This is a genomic window from Rathayibacter sp. AY1B7 (assembly GCF_002932735.1).
In the GTDB taxonomy this organism is placed as follows: Bacteria; Actinomycetota; Actinomycetes; order Actinomycetales; family Microbacteriaceae; genus Rathayibacter.
Window position 1 is genome coordinate 303,627 of the sequence record NZ_PSWK01000001.1, and the last position, 17,583, is coordinate 321,209.

Here is a 17,583-nt window from a genome sequence, read left to right on the forward strand (position 1 = left end):
CCGGAGGGCACGCAGGTGACCCGCCCGCTCGCCGGTGTCGACGCGACGGTCGAGGCCGTCCTCCTCGCTCTTCGCGCGGCCCTGGACGGCAGCGGCCCGGCGATCCGCGTCTCCGCCCCCGGCGCTGCGACCGCCTCCGAGGATGCCGTCGTGCCGCAGCGCGTCGCCGCCGTCGTCGAGACCTCGGGGTCGTCGGGGCCGCCCAAGCGGGTCGCGCTCTCGACAGCGGCCCTGCTCACCAGCGCCTCCACGACCCTCGCCGAGCTCGGCGGGCCGGGACGCTGGCTGCTCTGCCTGCCGACGCACTACGTCGCGGGACTGCAGGTGCTCGTCCGCTCGCTGACCGCGGAGGCCGACCCGGTCGTCCTCCCGGCCGGCGGCTTCGACGCGGCGGCCTTCCTCGCTCTCGCTCGGACGATGCCGGCGGGGGAGCGGCGGTACTCCTCGCTGGTCCCCGTGCAGCTCGCGCGGCTGCTGGACCTCGCCGAGCGCGATCCGGCCGCGGCCGAGGCGCTCCGCTCGTTCGACGCGCTCCTGATCGGCGGCCAGGCGACGCCGCAGCCGTTGCGGGACCGCGCCGCCGCCCTCGGTGCGCGCATCCGCCTGACCTACGGATCGAGCGAGACGTCCGGCGGCTGCGTCTACGACGGCGTCCCGCTCCACGACGTGCGGATGCGCGTCGAGAACGGGCAGGTGCTGCTCGGCGGCCCGACCCTCGCGGAGGGCTACCTCGACGCCGACGGCGCGATCGACCACGAGCGCAGCGCCTCCGCCTTCCTCGAGCTCGACGGGGAGCGCTGGTACCGCACGGGCGACGCGGGGTCGATCGTCGACGGGCGCCTCCGGGTGACCGGTCGGCTCGACCGCGTGATCGTGTCGGGCGGGGAGAAGGTGTCGCTCGACGCCGTCGAGGCCGTGCTCCGCGAGGGGCCCGTCCCCGACGCGGTCGTCGTGCGGCGGGCGGACGAGCAGTGGGGCGAGGTCCCGGTCGTCGTCACGGCGGAGGAGGCTCCCGCGCTCACCGACCTGCGCACCCTGATCGCCGACCGCCTCGGGCGCGCCGCCGCTCCTGCGGTCGTGCTGCCCGTCGGCCGCATCCCCCTCCTCGCCTCCGGGAAGCCCGACCGCCGCGCCCTCGAGGTGCTCGCCGAGCAGGGCTGACCGGCTCCGAGCGTCGACGGGCCGGTGGGTAGGATTCCCTCCGTGTCGAGTACGAGTCGCAAGAAGAAGTCCTCCAGCGGCCGCCCCGGGGGCAGCCCGCGAACGATCGTCGTGAAGCCCGCCGGTCCCCGCGAGTGGATCGCCGGCGCCCGCCTCCGCACCCTCCCGCTGGCCGTCGCCCCCGTGCTCATCGGCACCGGAGCGACCCAGGTCGTCGACGAGGGCTGGCACTGGGTGCGCGCCCTGCTCTGCCTGGCCGTCTCGCTCGCCCTGCAGATCGCCGTCAACTACGCCAACGACTACTCCGACGGCGTGCGCGGCACCGACGCCAACCGCGTCGGACCCTCGCGGCTGACCGGCTCCGGAGCGGCGAAGCCCCGCCAGGTGCTCACCGTCGCCCTGGTCTTCTTCGGGATCGCGGCCGTCGCCGGCCTCGTGCTCACCGCCCTCTCGGGGCAGTGGTGGTTCCTGATCGTCGGCGCGGCGGCGATCGCGGCGGGCTGGTTCTACACCGGCGGACGCCGCCCCTACGGCTACCTCGGGCTCGGCGAGCTCTTCGTCTTCGTGTTCTTCGGCCTGGTCGCCACCGTCGGCACCACGTTCGTGCAGATCGGCCGCACCAACCAGGAGTCGTGGCTCGGCGCCGTGGCGGCGGGCCTGTTCGCCTGCGCCGTGCTCATGGTCAACAACATCCGCGACATCCCGACCGACCGCCTCTCGGGCAAGCGGACCCTCGCGGTGCTCGCAGGACCGGCCGTGTCCCGAGCGATCTACACGGGTTTCGTGCTGATCCCGTTCGGCATCGCGGTGATCCTCGCGCTGTTCTACCCGCTGGCGTGGCTGACGCTCTTCGTGCTTCTGATGATCCTGCCGGCCATCCTGATCACCCTGACGGCGAAGACGGCGAAGGAGCTCATCCTGGCGCTGCAGCTGACAAGCCTGGGCGGGCTCGCCTACGCGGTCATCCTCGGGGCGGCGCTGGCGTTCTAGAGCGGCGGCTCGCACGAGGCGGGCTCGGGTGGGCCGGATTCGGGTGATATCGGCTGTTGCGTGCCGGGCCTGGTGCGAGCGGGGTCAGCGCGTCCGAGGGGAGCCCTCGCCGGCGGGATCGCCCGGCTCAGCGGTCGTCGCGGGTCGCGTCGACCGCGGCGTCCTCGACGTCGTCGTCGGTCGGAGCGCGCGGGACGTCCTTGCGGCGCTCGTAGATCGCCTCCGCGATGCGCTCGCGGGGCTTCCTCAGCAGGATGTAGGAGAGGGACAGGCTCGCGATCGCGGCGACGAAGCCCGCGGTGACCGCTGCCGTCAGCTCCGAGTCGACGAAGGTGCGCGCCGGCAGGTACACCAGCACGAAGACGCCGGCGAACATCGCCAGGCGCAGGAGCGAGTAGACGACGACCGCGCGGCTCAGTTTCACCGGGACAGTGTACGTCGGCCCCTGCACGCGCTTCCGTGAGCACCGTGGGAGCCTCCTGTCCAGCGTCCGTGCGGACCCTCCCCGACGGGGGTGCCGGACGTAGACTCGTGTCCATGATCCGCCTCGTCATCGGCCTGCTCGTGGCCCTCGCCGTCTTCACGGTCTACACCGTGATCGACGTCGCGATGAGCAACCGTCACGCCGTGCGGGCGATCCCGAAGTGGTCCTGGCTCCTGGTGGTGCTGATCCTCCCGGTCATCGGTGCGGGACTGTGGTTCTGGATCGGCCGTCCCCGCAAGCAGCGCGCCGCCGGCCGCCGCTACACCGCTCCGGACGACGACCCCGACTTCCTCGGCACCCTCCGCACCGAGCGCGACCCCGAGGAGGAACGCCTGCAGGCCGAGCGCATCGCCCAGCTCGAGCGCGACCTCGCCGACATGGACGAGCAGGGCGAGGCCGACGGCCCCGGCCGCCGGGATGCCTGAGCACCGGCCGGTCGCCCCCTCCACCCGATTCGCGGTCGACCTCCTCACCCGCTTCGTCGCGCTCGGCGTCCGCGACGTCGTCGTCGCTCCGGGCTCCCGCTCGCAGGCGCTCGCCCTGGTGGCGGCCGAGCTCGAGACCCGCGGCGACGTCCGGCTGCACGTGCGGATCGATGAGCGCTCCGCTGGGTTCCTGGCGCTGGGCCTCGCCCTCGAATCCGGGATGCCGGCGCTCGTCATCACGACCTCCGGCACGGCGACCGCGAACCTGCACCCGGCCGTGCTCGAGGCGGACGCCTCGGACGTGCCGATGATCGTCCTGACCGCCGACCGGCCCGACGAGCTGCGCGGCATCCGCTCGAACCAGACGGCCGAGCAGCGCGAGCTGTACGGGCGAGCCGTGCGGCTGTTCGAGGACGTCGCTGCTCCGGACGACGCCTCCCGGCCCGAGGACGCGCGGGCGCTCGCCGATCGTGCCGTCACCGCGGCGCGCCGCGGGCCGGTCCACCTGAACCTCTCCTTCCGCGACCCGCTCTCCTCCGCTCTGCCCGACATGGAGGGGATCGAACCGGTCTCGTCGCCCGCTGTCGGATCCGGGATCCCGCGTGCCGTCGTGACCGCCGGTCCCGGTGAGCCGCTCACGGTCGTCATCGCCGGGGACAAGGCGGGCGCCGCGGCCGAGGAGATCGCTCGCGCCGGCGACTGGCCGCTGCTGGCCGAGGTCTCCTCCGGCGCCCGCTTCGGACCGCAGCTCGTCGTCGCCTGGCGTCGCCTGCTCGGCGAGCCCGACTTCGGCGGATGCATCCGCCGGGCGATCGTGCTCGGACACCCGACGCTCTCCCGCGAGGTCCCCGAGCTGCTGCGGCGCGAGGACGTCGAGGTGATCGTCGTGGACGCCGTGCGCGAGCAGTTCTACAATCCCGGCCGGCGCGCCCGCCGCGTCGGAGGCGTCGACGTGGTCCGCCCCGAGGGATCGCCGCGTCCCGAGCGCGGCGAGCGCGCCTGGGCCGGATCCTGGGTGTCCGCGAGCCGCGCCCTGACTGTCGACCCCGACGAGCTGGACGAGGTCCCCGACGCCGGGTCGATGTCGGTCGAGGACCGCCGCGGCTACGCGCGCAACGCCCTCGCCGCGATCAGGGCACCGCTCACCCGCGACTTCGTCGTCGCCGCGGTCTGGAAGGTCACCTGGCCGCACGACCGGCTGCTGTTCGGAGCGTCGCGGCTGATCCGCGTCGCCGACGGGACCCTGCCGGGCAAGCGGATATCCGTCCTGGCGAACCGCGGCCTCGCCGGCATCGACGGCACGATCTCGACGGCTCTCGGGATCGCGGTGGCTTCGCAGGCGACCGAGCAGGGAGCCGGCGGAGTCACCCGGGCGGTCCTCGGCGATCTCACTCTGCTCCACGAGGCCGGCGGCCTCCTCCTCCCGCCCGGAGAACGGCGCCCGCGCGTGCAGCTCGTCGTCGTGAACGACGGGGGCGGCACGATCTTCGACGGACTCGAGGTCGCATCGAGCTCGCATCCCGATGCGTTCGATCGCGTGCAGTTCACCCCGCAGAACGCCGATCTGGAGGCTCTCGCGCACGCCTACGGGTGGGGCCACCGTCGTGCGGCGACGCGCGGCGAGCTGGAGCAGGCGCTGACCTCGCCGGGCGACGGGCCGGGCATCGTGGAGATCCGGCTCGAGCGCTGAGTACGCCCGGGCCCGGTCGGACGGTCCTCCACAGGTCGTCGTCGGACGCTGTTCTCCCGGGGACGCCTCGTTCGAGCTCCGCAGCTCGTCTGCTGCTGCTTCGCTGGAGGCATGGCTGATGCGGAGACGGTGCGAGGAGAGGTCCTCGCCCTCGGCGACCGGGCGGCGGCGCTCGCGAGGAGCGCCTCCCCGGTGCTCCTGACCGCGGCGGAGGCGCTGCACGCGGGACACCGCGCGGCGCTGACCTGTCCCGACGCGTTCGCCCGAGGCTCCTCGACGGACAGCAAGGATGCGACGGACCTCGTCGAACGGTCGATCCGAGCGGAGTTCGCCGTCGCCCTCGGGGTCTCCGAGCGCACCGCCGCCAGGGAGCTGCTGCACGCCTCGCTCCTGATGGAGGAGCTGCCGCGGACCCGCTCCGCGCTCGCCGACGCCAGGATGCGCTGGGAGGCCGGCCAGCTCGTCTGCTCCGTCGCGGCGACCCTCCCGGCAGCGGCGCGCGCGGCCTACGACGACCGGGCCGTCGACCTCGCGGAGACGCTGACCCCGGGGCAGCTGCGCCACGCCCTCGCGCGGGTGCGGGAGGAGCTGCACGACGAGCCCCTCGCCGAGCGGCACGCTCGCGCCCGTGAGGACCGCCGGGTGTGGATGACAGCCGGGATCGACGGCATGGCGACGGTGTGCGCGCACGTCCCCGCGCCCGAGGCCGTCGGAGCGCTCGCCCGGCTCGACCGCATCGCGAGGGATCTGCGGGACGGCGCCGAAGGGGACCGCGATCTGCGGACGCTGGCGCAGCTCCGCGCCGACGCGTGGGCCGACCTGCTCTGCCACGGGGACGTGGCGGGGACCACTCCGGAGGGAGCCGCGGCGCCCTCGACCGGGCTGCGGGCCGAGGTGAGAGTCACCGTGGCGGCGAGCACCGCCGCAGGTGACGACGAGGCGGCCGCCGAGCTCGACGGCTACGGGCCGATCCCCGCCGAGGCGGTGCGAGCGCTCATCGACGACGACGCCGCCTTCACTCCCGTGCTGACCGACGAGGAGACCGGCGCGGTCGTCTCCGTCGGGCGCCGCCACCGGCTCCCACCGCCGAGGATGAGGCTGCTGGTCCGCCTCCGCGACCAGACCTGCCGCTTCCCGGGCTGCACCCGGCCGGCGTCCTCGACGGAGACCGACCACAGCGTCGAATGGCGGAACGGGGGAGAGACGACTCCCGACAACCTCGCCTCCCTGTGCGTCGCCCACCACCACGTGCGCCACGGCGACCGCTGGACGTATCTGCTCCATCCGGACGGCACAGCGGACTGGACCACACCGACCGGCCGCCGCGTGACGACCCGGCCGCCGGCGCTGCCCGGGCGTCCGCCGGTGGGTGCAGGACGACGGCCGGGTGCTCCCCGGCTCGACGGGGACCCGGCGGGGTAGGCGCCGGGTAGCCGACGGCTTCAACGACTCCCGACGTGCGTCAGGCCAGCGCGTCGGTGATCGGGCGGAACTTCATGCGGGTCTCGGCGAGCTCGGACTCGGGAACGCTGTCGGCCACGATGCCGGCGCCCGCCCAGGCCGTGACCGCGCCCTCGGCCGTGACCTCGGCGCTGCGGAGTCCGACGGCCCACTCGCCGTCGCCGTTGCCGTCGATCCAGCCGACGGGTCCTGCGTACCGACCGCGGTCGAAGGGCTCCAGGTGCTCGATGAGCGCAAGGGCGTCGGCGGTCGGAGTGCCGGCCACTGCGGCGGTCGGGTGAAGAGCATCGACGAGATCGAGCGCGCTGGAGGAGTCGTCCAGAATTCCTCGCACGTCCGTCGCGAGGTGCCAGAGATTCGGCAGGCGGAGCGTGAACGGGGCGGCGCCCGCCGTCAGCTCCCGTGTGTGGGGCTCGAGTTCCCGGACCAGACTGGCGAGAGCGAAAGCGTGCTCCGAGCGGTCCTTCGGACTCTCGAGCAGAGCGGCCTCCACGTCCGCGTCGGCGAGGGGATCCTCGCCTCGTGCGGCCGTGCCGGCCAACACCCTCGCCGAGATCTCGCCCCGATCGACCGCGACCAGCGTCTCCGGACTGGCGCCGAGGAATCCGTCCACGGCGAAGCCCCAGCAGTCCGGGTAGCGCTCGGTGAGCGCACCCAGCATCCGACGCAGGTCCGCCCCCGGCGGGAGCCGCCCCTGCAGATCGCGCGCGATCACGACCTTGGACAGCTCACCCGCCCGGATCGTCTCCACCGCGGCAGCGACCGCCGCGCGGTACCCGTCCGGCGGCAGCGCACCCGGCGAGAGCGGCACGTGGTACTCCGCCCCCAGCGGCTCCTCGCTCGGCGTATACGGTCTCTCCGCCTCGCCGATCGTGATCCGCGTCAGCCATGACCGGCCGTCGCGCGTCCCGATCACGGTGCGCGGCACGATCAGCACGCTCGTCGCCTCGGATCGGCTCGAGAAAGCGAAGGTCCCGAACGCGACCAGCCCCGTCCCGGGCAGTCCGACCCGGTCCTCCACCGTCGCCGCGTCGCAGAGCCGCCGCCAGGCCGCCGCCGCCTCCCGCAGCCGTTCCGGGCCCGAGAACTCGAGGCGCAGGGCCTCCCCGCGTCCGCTGAGCCCGGCGCCGTCGCGCTGCCAGAGGAGGGGCCGCCTCGGGTCGGAGTGGGAGAGGAGCGACGGCGGAGAGTCCAGTGGAGTCGTCTCCGCACGCAGCAGGGGGGTTCCAGCGCCGATGAGCGTCACCTCAGCAGGGTACGCCCGCGCCAGAGGATGGGACGTCCCATGCCGCGGGGCTCGGGGCGCAGGGCTCCGTTGCTACCGTGATCCGGTCCGGGGCCGCCGCGCGAGGCGGAGCGGGGCGGTCCCGGCGCTTCCCCAGGGGGGAGCGCGCCGACCGGGCGCGGGACGGCGGATGCACAGCCGCCGTCCCTCGTCTCGCCGTAGACTTGCGGATCGTGACGAAGGCAGACCTCACCAAACGGCCCGACGAGGTCGCCTCGATGTTCGACACCGTGGCTCCCGCCTACGACCTGGTGAACGGACTCCTCTCGGTGGGGAACGACCGGCTCTGGCGGATCGCGACGACTCGCGCCGTCAACCCTGCTCCCGGTGAGCGCATCCTCGACATCGCGGCCGGCACCGGAACGTCGAGCGCGTCGCTGGCGCGGTCGGGCGCCCAGGTCGTCGCAGCCGACTTCTCCCCGGGGATGATCGCCGTCGGCCGTCGCCGTCAGGCGGGCAACGACCGGATCGAGTTCGTCCAGGCCGACGCGATGGATCTCCCGTTCGAGGACGAGTCGTTCGACGCCGTGACCATCTCGTTCGGTCTGCGCAACGTGGCCGAGCCGAGGACGGCGCTCGCCGAGTTCCTGCGTGTGCTGAAGCCCGGCGGCCGGGTCGTGATCTGCGAGTTCTCGACTCCGCCGATCGCTCCGCTGGCCGCCGCGTACGACTTCTACCTGTCGACGGTCATGCCCGCCGTCGTGCGCCTCGCGTCGTCGAACAATCCTGCGTACGACTATCTCGGCGATTCCATCCGGGCCTGGCCGGAGCAGAGCGTCGTCGCCGCCTGGCTCCGCGCGGCGGGCTTCGAGCGCGTGGCCTACCGCGATCTGACCGCGGGCATCGTGGCGCTGCACCGCGGCGTCAAGCCGATCGCGCCGACCCGATGACGACCGGGGTCCGCACAGGCCGAGACGTTAGGGTTTCCCTGTGAACGCCACTGCGCCCGTCGCCCGTCGCAGCCCGTCTCTGACGGCGCAGCTCGGCCTCTCCGAGCGCATCTTCTCCTCCTCGTCGGACCGGGCTCTCGCCCGCACGATCGACGCGGGTCTGGAGCAGGTCGAGGAGGGTCTCGTCCGGCAGCTGTCCTTCGCGGACGCTGTGGCCGACGTCTCCACCCGGTACCTCCTCGAGGCGGGCGGCAAGCGCGTGCGCCCGATGCTCACCCTCCTGGCCGCGTCGCTGGGCCGCGGCAACACGCCGCAGGTCCTGCTCGGTGCGCAGGCGATCGAGATCACGCATCTCGCATCGCTCTACCACGACGACGTCATGGACGAGGCGGAGAAGCGCCGCGGCGTCCCGTCGGCGCAGACCGTGTGGGGCAACAACGTGGCCATCCTGACGGGCGATCTGCTCTTCGCCCGCGCGAACCAGCTGATGGTCGAGCTCGGCGACAAGGCGATCCGGCTCCAGGCCGACACGTTCGAGCGTCTCGTCCTCGGGCAGCTGCACGAGACGGTCGGCCCGACCGACGGCGAGGACCCGGTCGAGCACTACCTGTCCGTCCTGGCCGACAAGACCGGGTCCCTGATCGCCGCGGCGGGCCGCACGGGAGTCGCGTTCTCGGAGGCTCCGGAGGAGTACGAGGAGGCCATGCGCGTCTTCGGCGAGAAGATCGGCGTCGCCTTCCAGATCGTCGACGACGTCATCGACCTCTCTCCCCAGCCGGAGGAGACCGGCAAGAACCCCGGCACGGACATCCGCGCCGGCGTGTCGACGCTGCCGATCCTGCGCCTGCGCGAGCGCGCCTCCTCCGATAGGGAGGCCGCGGCTCTCCTCGCCCGCATCGAGAGCTATGTGAGCCGCTCGAACGACGCCATCGCGCACACGGAGGAGCAGAGCGCCGACATCTCGGACGCCATCGCTCAGCTGCGCGATCACGACGTCACCGCGCAGACCCTCGCCGAGGCCCACCGGTGGGCCGACGAGGCCGTCGCCGCCCTCGCTCCGCTGCCCGACGGCTCCGTCCGCAAGGCGCTGACGCGCTTCGCCGACACCGTCGTCGAGCGCAACGGCTGACCCCGATCGTCGCGGCGCGCCCTGCGCCGCAGGAATGAGACCGGTTGTGCGCTGCGGCGCCCCGGCAGGAGGAACGCAATGACCAAGCTCAGGCTGGCCATCGTCGGCGCGGGTCCCGCGGGCATCTACGCCGCCGACCTCATGATCAAGGCCGAGAAGAAGTACGACGTCTCGATCGATCTGTTCGAGCACCTGCCCGCGCCCTACGGCCTGGTCCGCTACGGCGTCGCGCCCGATCACCCGCGCATCAAGGGGATCATCACCGCGCTGCGGGAGGTGCTCGACCGGGGCGACATCCGCATCTTCGGCAACGTGCACTTCGGGACCGACATCACGCTCGAGGATCTCAAGCGGCACTACCACGCCGTGATCTTCGCGACCGGCGCCGTCCGCGACGCTCCGCTCGACGTCCCGGGTGTCGAGCTCCAGGGCTCCTACGGTGCGGCCGACTTCGTCAGCTGGTTCGACGGCCACCCCGACGTGTCGCGCACCTGGCCGCTGGAGGCGTCCTCCGTCGCCGTCATCGGCAACGGCAACGTGGCGCTCGACGTCTCGCGGATGCTGGCGAAGCACGCCGAGGACCTCCTGCCCACCGAGGTCCCGCCGAACGTCTACGAGGGGCTGAAGGCGTCTCCTGTCACCGACGTGCACGTCTTCGGGCGCCGCGGTCCCGCTCAGGTGAAGTTCACGCCGCTGGAGCTGCGCGAGCTGGGCGAGCTGCGCGACGTCGACATGATCGTCGCCGACGAGGACTTCGACCTCGATCCCGCTTCGGAGGCCGCCATCGCGACCAACAAGCAGGTCATGGTCATCAACCGGGTGCTCAACCAGTGGCGCACCCGCGAGGTCGGGAGCGCCTCGCGTCGTCTCCACCTGCACTTCTGGGCGAAGCCGCTCGAGTTCGTGGACGACGGATCCGGTCGGGTCGGCGCGATCCGGTACGAGCGCACCGAGCCGGACGGCGAGGGCGGAGTGCGCGGCACGGGTGAGATCCGCGAGGTCCCGGTCCAGGCCGTGTACCGCGCGGTCGGCTACTTCGGCTCGCCGCTCGACGGCCTCCCGTTCGACGAGATGCGCGGCGTGATCCCGAACCGCGAGGGCCAGGTCCTGGACGACGAGGACCAGCAGGTCCACGGCGTGTACGCGACCGGCTGGATCAAGCGCGGACCGGTGGGCCTCATCGGGCACACCAAGTCCGACGCCATGGAGACCGTCGCGCACGTGCTCAACGACCAGGCGTCCTGGTGGACGCCCGAGCACCCCGAGGAGGCGGCCGTGGTCGCCCTGCTCGAGGAGCGGGAGATCGCCTACACGGATCTCGACGGCTGGCACCGGCTGGACGAGCACGAGATGGCGCTCGGCGAGCCCGAGGGCCGTGCGCGCGTGAAGGTCGTTCCTCGCGAGGACATGATCGCGATCTCGCGGGCGGAGCCGGTCGCGCTCTGACGCGTGCTCTCCGAACGGCCCTCCGGTGCACTCCGGGGGGCCGTTCGTCGTTCCGGCGCGGACGCCGCGCACCTCCTCTAGGATTCGGGCACCGCTCTGGACGGAGACAGCATGACCACGGCCTCGCCCCACGACGTCATCCGGGTGCGCGGTGCGCGCCAGAACAACCTCCGGGGGATCGACGTCGACATCCCGAAGCGGAGGATCACCGTGTTCACCGGGGTCTCGGGCTCCGGCAAGTCGTCGCTCGTCTTCGGCACCATCGCGGCCGAGTCCCAGCGCCTCATCAACGAGACCTACTCCGCCTTCGTGCAGCAGTTCATGGGGTCGCCGGCCCGCCCGGACGTGGAGTCGCTCGACGGACTGTCGGCCACGATCGTCGTCGACCAGGAGCGGATGGGGTCGAACGGCCGGTCCACGGTCGGCACGGCGACCGACGCGTACACGATGCTGCGGATCCTCTTCAGCCGGATCGGCGATCCGCACGCGGGCACGAGCGGTGCGTTCTCCTTCAACCTGCCGGAGGGGATGTGCCCGCGGTGCGAGGGGACGGGCCGGGTGTCGAGCATCGACCTCGACGCGCTGATCGACCGCTCGAAGTCGCTCGAGGGCGGCGCTCTCGACGCGATCCCCAACTTCGTCGTCGGCGGCTGGTACTGGAAGGGCCTCGCCGAGTCGGGCCTCTATCCGGCCGATGTGCCGATCGCCGACTTCACGCCCGAGCAGATGGACGCGTTCCTCCACCGTCCGGCCACGAAGATGGCCATCGCCGGGATGACGATGACCTACGAGGGCCTCCTGGTGAAGGTCACCCGCCTCTACCTGGCGAAGGAGGCGGCCCAGCCGCACATCCGCGCCTTCGCCGAGCGGGTGGCCACCTTCGCCGCCTGTCCCGAGTGCGGAGGCGGCCGGCTCACCCGCGCGGCACTGGAGTCGCGCATCGGGGGCCGGAACATCGCCGAGTGCGCCGCGCTGCAGGCGACCGACCTCGCCGCGTGGCTCCGCGGGCTGCAGGCGCCGTCCGTCGCTCCTATCGTCGAGACCCTCCTCGGGACGCTCGACGCCCTCGTCCAGGTCGGGCTGGGCTACCTGTCGCTCGATCGGGAGTCGGGCACCCTCTCGGGCGGTGAGGCGCAGCGGGTCAAGATGGTGCGGCATCTGGGATCGAGCCTCACGGACGTCACGTACGTCTTCGACGAGCCGACGGCGGGTCTGCATCCGCACGACGTCTCGCGGATGATCGAGCTGCTGCGCCGCCTGCGGGACAAGGGCAACACCGTCCTGGTGGTCGAGCACAAGCCGGAGATCATCGAGATCGCCGATCACGTGGTCGACCTCGGTCCGAGGGCCGGCGCGCACGGCGGCGAGCTGCGGTTCGAGGGGACGGTGGCGCAGCTGCGCACGTCCGACACCCTGACGGGCCGTCATCTCGGTCACCGCGTCCCGCTGAAGGAGGCCGTGCGCCGTCCGACCGGGGCGGTGGAGATCCGCGGGGCCTCCACGCACAACCTCCGCGGCGTCGACGTGGACGTCCCGCTGGGCGTGCTGACCGTCGTCACCGGAGTCGCAGGGTCGGGGAAGTCGTCGCTCCTGCACGGCTCGCTCGCGGGTCGGCCCGGCGTGGTGGTGGCCGACCAGTCGCCGATCCGCGGCTCGCGGCGCAGCAATCCGGCGACCTACACCGGGGTCCTCGACGCGATCCGGGCGGCCTTCGCGAAGGCGAACGGTGTGAGACCGGCGCTCTTCAGCGCGAACTCGGCAGGCGCCTGCCCCGTCTGCAAGGGGGCCGGGATGATCTTCACCGAGCTGGGCCCCGCCGCGACGGTCTCGTCGGTCTGCGAGGAGTGCGACGGCAAGCGGTTCACCGCTGAGGTGCTCGAGTACCGCCTCCGCGGGAGGAACATCCACGAGGTGCTCTCGATGCCGATCGTCGACGCCGCGGAGTTCTTCGCGAGCGGACCGGCGCACACGGTGCTCGCCCGTCTCGTCGACGTCGGTCTCGGCTACCTCACGCTCGGACAGCCGTTGAACACGCTGTCCGGGGGCGAGCGCCAGCGCCTCAAGCTCGCGATCAACATGGCCTCGTCCGGATCCGTCTACCTGCTCGACGAGCCGACCACGGGCCTGCACCTCGCGGACGTCGACACACTGCTCGGACTGCTCGACCGGCTGGTCGACTCCGGGAACTCGGTCGTGGTGATCGAGCACCACCGCGCCCTGATGGCGCACGCGGACTGGATCATCGACGTGGGGCCCGGAGCCGGGCACGACGGAGGGACGATCGTCTTCGAGGGGACTCCGGTCGGGCTCGCGGCGGCGGACACGCTGACCGGACGCGCCCTCGCCGAGTACGCGCGCTGAGGCGCACGGAGCCGCGACGTCCGCGGGTCAGCGCGAGAACGGGCCGGACAGGGCCGCCCACTGCAGGAGCATGATCGTCTTCGCGTCGACGATCTGCACGCCGATCTGGGTCAGCGCCTCGTCGAACGAGAGCTCGAGGACCTCGATGTCCTCGCCCTCGTCGGCGAGTCCCGCGAACGCTCCGCTGCGGGTCCCCGCGCGGTAGCGCCCGGCGTAGAAGTGCAGCTTCTCGGTGACCGAGCCGGGGCTCATGAACGCGTCGAACACGTGCTCGAGCCGGCCGACCTCGAGTCCGGTCTCCTCGGACGCCTCGCGGCGGGCGCCCTCCTCGGGCCCGTCCTCGTCCAGGAGACCGGCGGGCACTTCGAGGAGCATCCCGTCGAGGTCGCCGTTCACGTACGCGGGGTAGCGGAACTGCCGGATCAGGACGACGGTGCGCGCGTCGGCGTCGTAGAGCAGGACCGCCGCGCCGTTACCCCGGTCGTAGGTCTCGCGCTGCTCGCTCGTCCAGCTGCCGTCGCGGTGCCGGTAGTCGAAGCGGGTGGTGCGGAGGACGTACCAGTCGCTCGAGAGGAGGGTGACCTCCTTCACGACCACGTCGGGGTTCCCGACGAGGTCGAGCCCGTCCCTGTCGAGTCCGGTGCGGCCCCGCCGGTCGGGCTCGTCGATGCCGGCGGTCACGCGCGTGCTCCCGTGTGCGTCATTCCTCAGCGGAAGTTGACGAACTGGAGGTCGAGCTCGAGGTCGGCTCCGCGCAGGAGCGCCATGGTCGCCTGGAGGTCGTCGCGGCTCTTCGAGGAGACGCGGAGCTCGTCGCCCTGGATCTGCGACTTGACCGACTTCGGCGCCTCGTCGCGGATGAGCTTGTTGATCTTCTTCGCGTGCTCCTGGTCGATGCCCTCCTTGAGGGTGGCCTCGATCCGGTACTCCTTTCCGGACGCGAAGGGCTCGCCCGCGTCGAGGCTCTTGAGGCTGATGCCGCGCTTGATCAGCTTCGACTGGAAGACGTCGAGGATGGCGTTCGCCCGCTCCTCGGTGTTGGCCTTGATCAGGATCTTCTCGCCGCTCCAGGCGATCGAGGCGCCGACGTTCTTGAAGTCGTAGCGCTGCTCGACCTCCTTGTGGGCCTGGTTCAGGGCGTTGTCCGCCTCCATCTTGTCGATCTTGCTGACGACGTCGAACGTTGAATCTGCCATGGCTCCGAGTTTAGCTTTCAGGCGTGGCGGAGCCCGGCCCCAGGCGCGGCTGGTACCTCTGAGGGGTGCGCCGCCTCCCCGTTCTCGTCCTCGTCCCGCTCGCCGGCCTCCTCCTGGCCGGCTGCGGCCAGCGGCCGCCCGCGCTGACGGTCGAGGAGGGCCTGTCCACCGTCCCTCCCGCGGCGACCGCTCCCGTCGCGGCCGACCCCGTCGTGCTGGAGGATCCCGAGCAGGCCGCGGCGACGCCGGTGCGACTGCTCGCCGACGAGGCGTGGCTGGGCACGGCGTCCGAGGGGAGCGGCATCCCGCTGCGTGCGCTCACCGCCTACGCGGGCACGGCCCTCCTCACGGCGTCGGTCGACCCCGACTGCCGGTTGGACTGGGCGACCCTGGCCGGCATCGGCTACGTCGAGAGCAGGCACGGCACGATCGACGGCGGCGAGCTGGGCGAGGACGGGCGGCCGACGGAGCCGATCTACGGTCCGCGCCTGGACGGAACGCGCTTCGACCGGGTCCCCGACAACGACGGCGGGGCTCTGGACGGCGACGCCGAGGTCGACCGGGCGATGGGTCCGCTGCAGATCATCCCGGCGACGTGGATGGCGTGGGCGTCGAGCGGATGGGATCCGCAGAACGTGGACCAGCAGGCGGTGACCGCCGCCCGGTACCTCTGCGACGCCGGCGGCGACCTCTCGACGGAGTCGGGATGGCGGGCGGCGATCGCGGCCTACAACCCGGCCGGGAGCTACGCGGGGAAGGTCGCGGAGGCGGCGTCCCGCTACGCGGCGGAGGCGGACTGAGGCCGCGCGGCACCGATTTCCGATCCGCCGGTCGCGTGGGTATCCTTGCTGAGCGCCTCCGGTTGTGAACACGCGGTCGGGTGCGCCACGGCGAGTTACCCTAGCGGCCAAAGGGATCTGACTGTAAATCAGACGGCGTAGCCTTCGGGGGTTCGAATCCCTCACTCGCCACCGAGCAGGAACATCCAGCAGACGCCCCGGCATCACGAGATGCGCGGGGCGTTCCGCATGTCGGGGGATCGCCCTTCCGGCGGAGCGCCTTTCCGGGGGAGCGCCTTTCCGGCCCGCGCCGTCGCCTCAGCCCCGCGCCTCCTGCTCCAGGAACGCTGCGAGGGAGAGCGGCGGCCGTCCGGTCAGCCGCTCGACGTCGCCCGAGACGTGCTCCAGCTGTCCGGCGGCGATCGCGGAGTAGGTGCTGACCCAGGCGTCCAGCTGCCAGTCCGGTGCGTTCCACCGGCGGCGAGATGCGTACGCCTCCTCGAGGGTCTCGTCGACGTACACGGCGGGGCGGCCCGCCGCCGTCAGGGTCGCCGCGACCTCGTCGAGGGTGAGGGCCTCGGGCCCGGTCAGCTCGTAGGCGGCTCCGCGGTGCTCGGAGGGGGAGCGGAGGACCGCGGCGGCGGCGCGGGCCACGTCCTCGCGCGCGACGACGGCGGCACGGCCCGATCCCGCGGGTCCGCGGATCGCGCCGTCGTCGCCGAGCATCGCGGGCAGGAAGTCGAGGTAGAGGTTGTCGCGGAGGAACGTCCAGCCCATGCCGGAGCGGCGGATCGCGTCCTCGGTGGCCGCGTGGTCTCGGGCGAGGGTGAAGATCGCGTCGGGTGCGGCTCCGGCGAAGGAGGTGTAGACGACGTGCTCGACACCCGCGGCGGCGGCTGCGTCGACGAATGCGAGGTGCTCGGCGCGGCGCTCCTCGTTCTCGGAGGCGGAGACCATCAGGAGGAGGCGCACGCCCTCGAGCGAGTCGCCCGCGTCGGCGAAGGAGGAGCGCACCACCTCGGCCCCGGGGAGCTCGGGCGCGCGGGACGGGTCGCGGACCAGCAGGCGGAGGGCGTGACCGGCATCGGCGAGCTCGCGCGCGACGCGACCGCCCACGGCTCCGGTGGCTCCCGTGAGGGCGATAGGGGTGCTCATCCCCCCATGATGGGCCCGATCCCTAGGCTGGGGCCATGAGCGACAACGCCCCCCTCCTCGCCATCGCCCGCTCGATCGCCGTCGAGGCGGCGCACCTCGCCCGCCAGCGGCGGCAGGACGGTGTCGAGATCGCCGCGTCGAAGTCGTCCCCGGAGGACGTGGTGACGGCCGCGGACCGGGAGGTCGAGGAGCTGATCCGCCGGCGCCTGGCCGAGGCGCGTCCGGACGACGGCTTCCTCGGCGAGGAGTCGGGGTCGGGGGGCGGCACGAGCGGGCTGACCTGGGTCGTCGATCCGATCGACGGGACCGTCAACTACCTCTACGGCATCCCCTCCTACGCGGTCAGCATCGCTGTGGTGGAGGGGGAGCCGGATCCCGCGACCTGGACCGCGCTCGCCGGCGCGGTCGTGAACGGAGCGACGGGCGAGGTGACCACGGCCAGCCGAGGCGGGGGAGCCGAGCGGGACGGAGTCGTGCTGCAGGTCTCGGCTCCCTCCTCCCTCTCGCTCGCGCTGGTGGGCACCGGCTTCGGCTACGACGCGGGCCGCCGGATGCGTCAGGGCGCCGTGGTGCAGGAGCTCCTGGGCTCGGTCCGCGACATCCGCCGCATCGGCTCGGCGGCGCTCGACCTGTGCTCGGTGGCCACCGGGCAGCTGAATGCGTACTACGAGCGGGGCCTGAACCCGTGGGACCTCGCTGCGGGCGCCCTCATCGCCGAGGAGGCGGGTGCGCGGGTCGCGGGACTCGACGGCGCACCCTTCGGCTCCGGGCTGCTCATCGCGGCACCGGATCCTCTCTTCGCCGAGCTGGAGGATCTGCTGCGCCGCCTGCGCGCGGACGAGGTGTAACCGCTCTCCCAGGCCGAGCCGACACGGATTCCGTGCGCCAAGAGGCGGATCGGCGCAGGATCCCGCCGGGGCTCGCCGCGCGTCGTGCCCCGATCGCGCCTGTGCGCGGCGGCCTCTGGCCGGATCCCGTCGGCCGTGGTTATCCTTTATGAATTCGTGATGTTCGCACAGGCTGCGCTCACGGAGCCGAGCGGTGCCTCTCCCTGGAGGCCCGCTCGTCCCCTGCCCCCGACGGAAGACATCGATTTCGTGAGCCCCGATTCGCCGGGGGTCGATGCAGGGG

Annotated in this window: 16 protein-coding genes and 1 tRNA gene; 12 read left to right on the forward strand and 5 right to left on the reverse strand. The window is 72.6% G+C overall.

What is annotated here, in order from left to right; all coding sequences use genetic code 11:
• Positions 1 to 15: 15 nt before the first annotated feature.
• Together C5C95_RS01330 and C5C95_RS01335 are read left to right on the forward strand one after the other, a co-directional pair.
• Positions 16 to 1,161: an AMP-binding protein gene (locus tag C5C95_RS01330; protein ID WP_104323625.1), complete on the forward strand. Its 1,146-nt coding sequence runs from the start codon at positions 16 to 18 to the stop codon at positions 1,159 to 1,161.
• Between the two features lie 42 nt (positions 1,162 to 1,203).
• Positions 1,204 to 2,151, forward strand: a complete 948-nt coding sequence (locus C5C95_RS01335; protein WP_374953057.1) for a 1,4-dihydroxy-2-naphthoate polyprenyltransferase — start codon at positions 1,204 to 1,206, stop codon at positions 2,149 to 2,151.
• A 127-nt stretch (positions 2,152 to 2,278) separates the two neighbouring features.
• Here the strand turns inward: C5C95_RS01335 and C5C95_RS01340 are convergent, their stop codons facing one another.
• A complete protein-coding gene (locus tag C5C95_RS01340; protein WP_104239140.1) occupies positions 2,279 to 2,575 on the reverse strand; it encodes a DUF4229 domain-containing protein in 297 nt (98 codons plus the stop codon).
• A gap of 113 nt (positions 2,576 to 2,688) precedes the next feature.
• Here C5C95_RS01340 and C5C95_RS01345 point away from each other — a divergent pair, with 113 nt between their 5' ends.
• The 3 genes from C5C95_RS01345 (at position 2,689) to C5C95_RS01355 (ending at position 6,172) form a co-directional block, all read left to right on the forward strand.
• Positions 2,689 to 3,060: a PLD nuclease N-terminal domain-containing protein gene (locus C5C95_RS01345; RefSeq protein ID WP_104225908.1), complete on the forward strand. Its 372-nt coding sequence runs from the start codon at positions 2,689 to 2,691 to the stop codon at positions 3,058 to 3,060.
• Positions 3,053 to 4,750, forward strand: a complete 1,698-nt coding sequence (menD, locus tag C5C95_RS01350; RefSeq protein WP_104323626.1) for a 2-succinyl-5-enolpyruvyl-6-hydroxy-3-cyclohexene-1-carboxylic-acid synthase — start codon at positions 3,053 to 3,055, stop codon at positions 4,748 to 4,750. Before C5C95_RS01345 ends, menD begins: the two co-directional genes overlap by 8 nt.
• Before the next feature lie 111 nt (positions 4,751 to 4,861).
• The gene (locus tag C5C95_RS01355) at positions 4,862 to 6,172 is read left to right on the forward strand and encodes an HNH endonuclease signature motif containing protein (protein WP_104323627.1); all 1,311 of its coding nucleotides are present in this window, start codon (positions 4,862 to 4,864) and stop codon (positions 6,170 to 6,172) included.
• Positions 6,173 to 6,212: 40 nt separating this feature from the next.
• Here C5C95_RS01355 and C5C95_RS01360 read toward each other — a convergent pair whose 3' ends face one another.
• Entirely contained in the window at positions 6,213 to 7,457 is a 1,245-nt protein-coding gene (locus tag C5C95_RS01360; protein ID WP_374953719.1) for an isochorismate synthase MenF, read from the reverse strand.
• 212 nt (positions 7,458 to 7,669) lie between these two features.
• On the opposite strand from C5C95_RS01360, the gene ubiE reads away from it, so the two are divergent.
• The 4 genes from ubiE to C5C95_RS01380 all read left to right on the forward strand — a co-directional run bounded on the left by ubiE (position 7,670) and on the right by C5C95_RS01380 (position 13,322).
• Complete coding sequence (ubiE, locus tag C5C95_RS01365) at positions 7,670 to 8,386, forward strand: bifunctional demethylmenaquinone methyltransferase/2-methoxy-6-polyprenyl-1,4-benzoquinol methylase UbiE (RefSeq protein WP_104323645.1); 717 nt, start codon at positions 7,670 to 7,672, stop codon at positions 8,384 to 8,386.
• 40 nt (positions 8,387 to 8,426) lie between these two features.
• Positions 8,427 to 9,515, forward strand: coding sequence for a polyprenyl synthetase family protein (locus C5C95_RS01370; protein ID WP_104249782.1), 1,089 nt, complete (start codon positions 8,427 to 8,429; stop codon positions 9,513 to 9,515).
• Between the two features lie 78 nt (positions 9,516 to 9,593).
• Positions 9,594 to 10,961 (forward strand): FAD-dependent oxidoreductase, encoded by a 1,368-nt coding sequence (locus C5C95_RS01375; RefSeq protein WP_104257164.1) that lies wholly within the window; start codon positions 9,594 to 9,596, stop codon positions 10,959 to 10,961.
• Positions 10,962 to 11,072: 111 nt separating this feature from the next.
• On the forward strand, positions 11,073 to 13,322 hold the full coding sequence (locus C5C95_RS01380) for an excinuclease ABC subunit UvrA (RefSeq protein ID WP_104262959.1): 2,250 nt from the start codon (positions 11,073 to 11,075) through the stop codon (positions 13,320 to 13,322).
• 27 nt (positions 13,323 to 13,349) lie between these two features.
• Here C5C95_RS01380 and C5C95_RS01385 read toward each other — a convergent pair whose 3' ends face one another.
• A complete protein-coding gene (locus tag C5C95_RS01385) occupies positions 13,350 to 14,003 on the reverse strand; it encodes an NUDIX domain-containing protein (protein WP_104223605.1) in 654 nt (217 codons plus the stop codon).
• 26 nt (positions 14,004 to 14,029) lie between these two features.
• Positions 14,030 to 14,518: a YajQ family cyclic di-GMP-binding protein gene (locus C5C95_RS01390; protein WP_104223606.1), complete on the reverse strand. Its 489-nt coding sequence runs from the start codon at positions 14,516 to 14,518 to the stop codon at positions 14,030 to 14,032.
• Positions 14,519 to 14,583: 65 nt separating this feature from the next.
• Between C5C95_RS01390 and C5C95_RS01395 the strand changes: the two genes are divergently transcribed.
• Positions 14,584 to 15,318, forward strand: a complete 735-nt coding sequence (locus C5C95_RS01395; RefSeq protein WP_104247936.1) for a hypothetical protein — start codon at positions 14,584 to 14,586, stop codon at positions 15,316 to 15,318.
• 89 nt (positions 15,319 to 15,407) lie between these two features.
• A tRNA-Tyr gene (locus C5C95_RS01400) sits at positions 15,408 to 15,489 on the forward strand.
• A gap of 126 nt (positions 15,490 to 15,615) precedes the next feature.
• Here the strand turns inward: C5C95_RS01400 and C5C95_RS01405 are convergent.
• Positions 15,616 to 16,452 (reverse strand): SDR family oxidoreductase, encoded by an 837-nt coding sequence (locus tag C5C95_RS01405; protein ID WP_104323628.1) that lies wholly within the window; start codon positions 16,450 to 16,452, stop codon positions 15,616 to 15,618.
• Between the two features lie 35 nt (positions 16,453 to 16,487).
• Between C5C95_RS01405 and C5C95_RS01410 the strand changes: the two genes are divergently transcribed.
• Positions 16,488 to 17,300, forward strand: a complete 813-nt coding sequence (locus C5C95_RS01410) for an inositol monophosphatase family protein (RefSeq protein WP_104247938.1) — start codon at positions 16,488 to 16,490, stop codon at positions 17,298 to 17,300.
• The last annotated feature ends 283 nt before the right edge of the window (positions 17,301 to 17,583 follow it).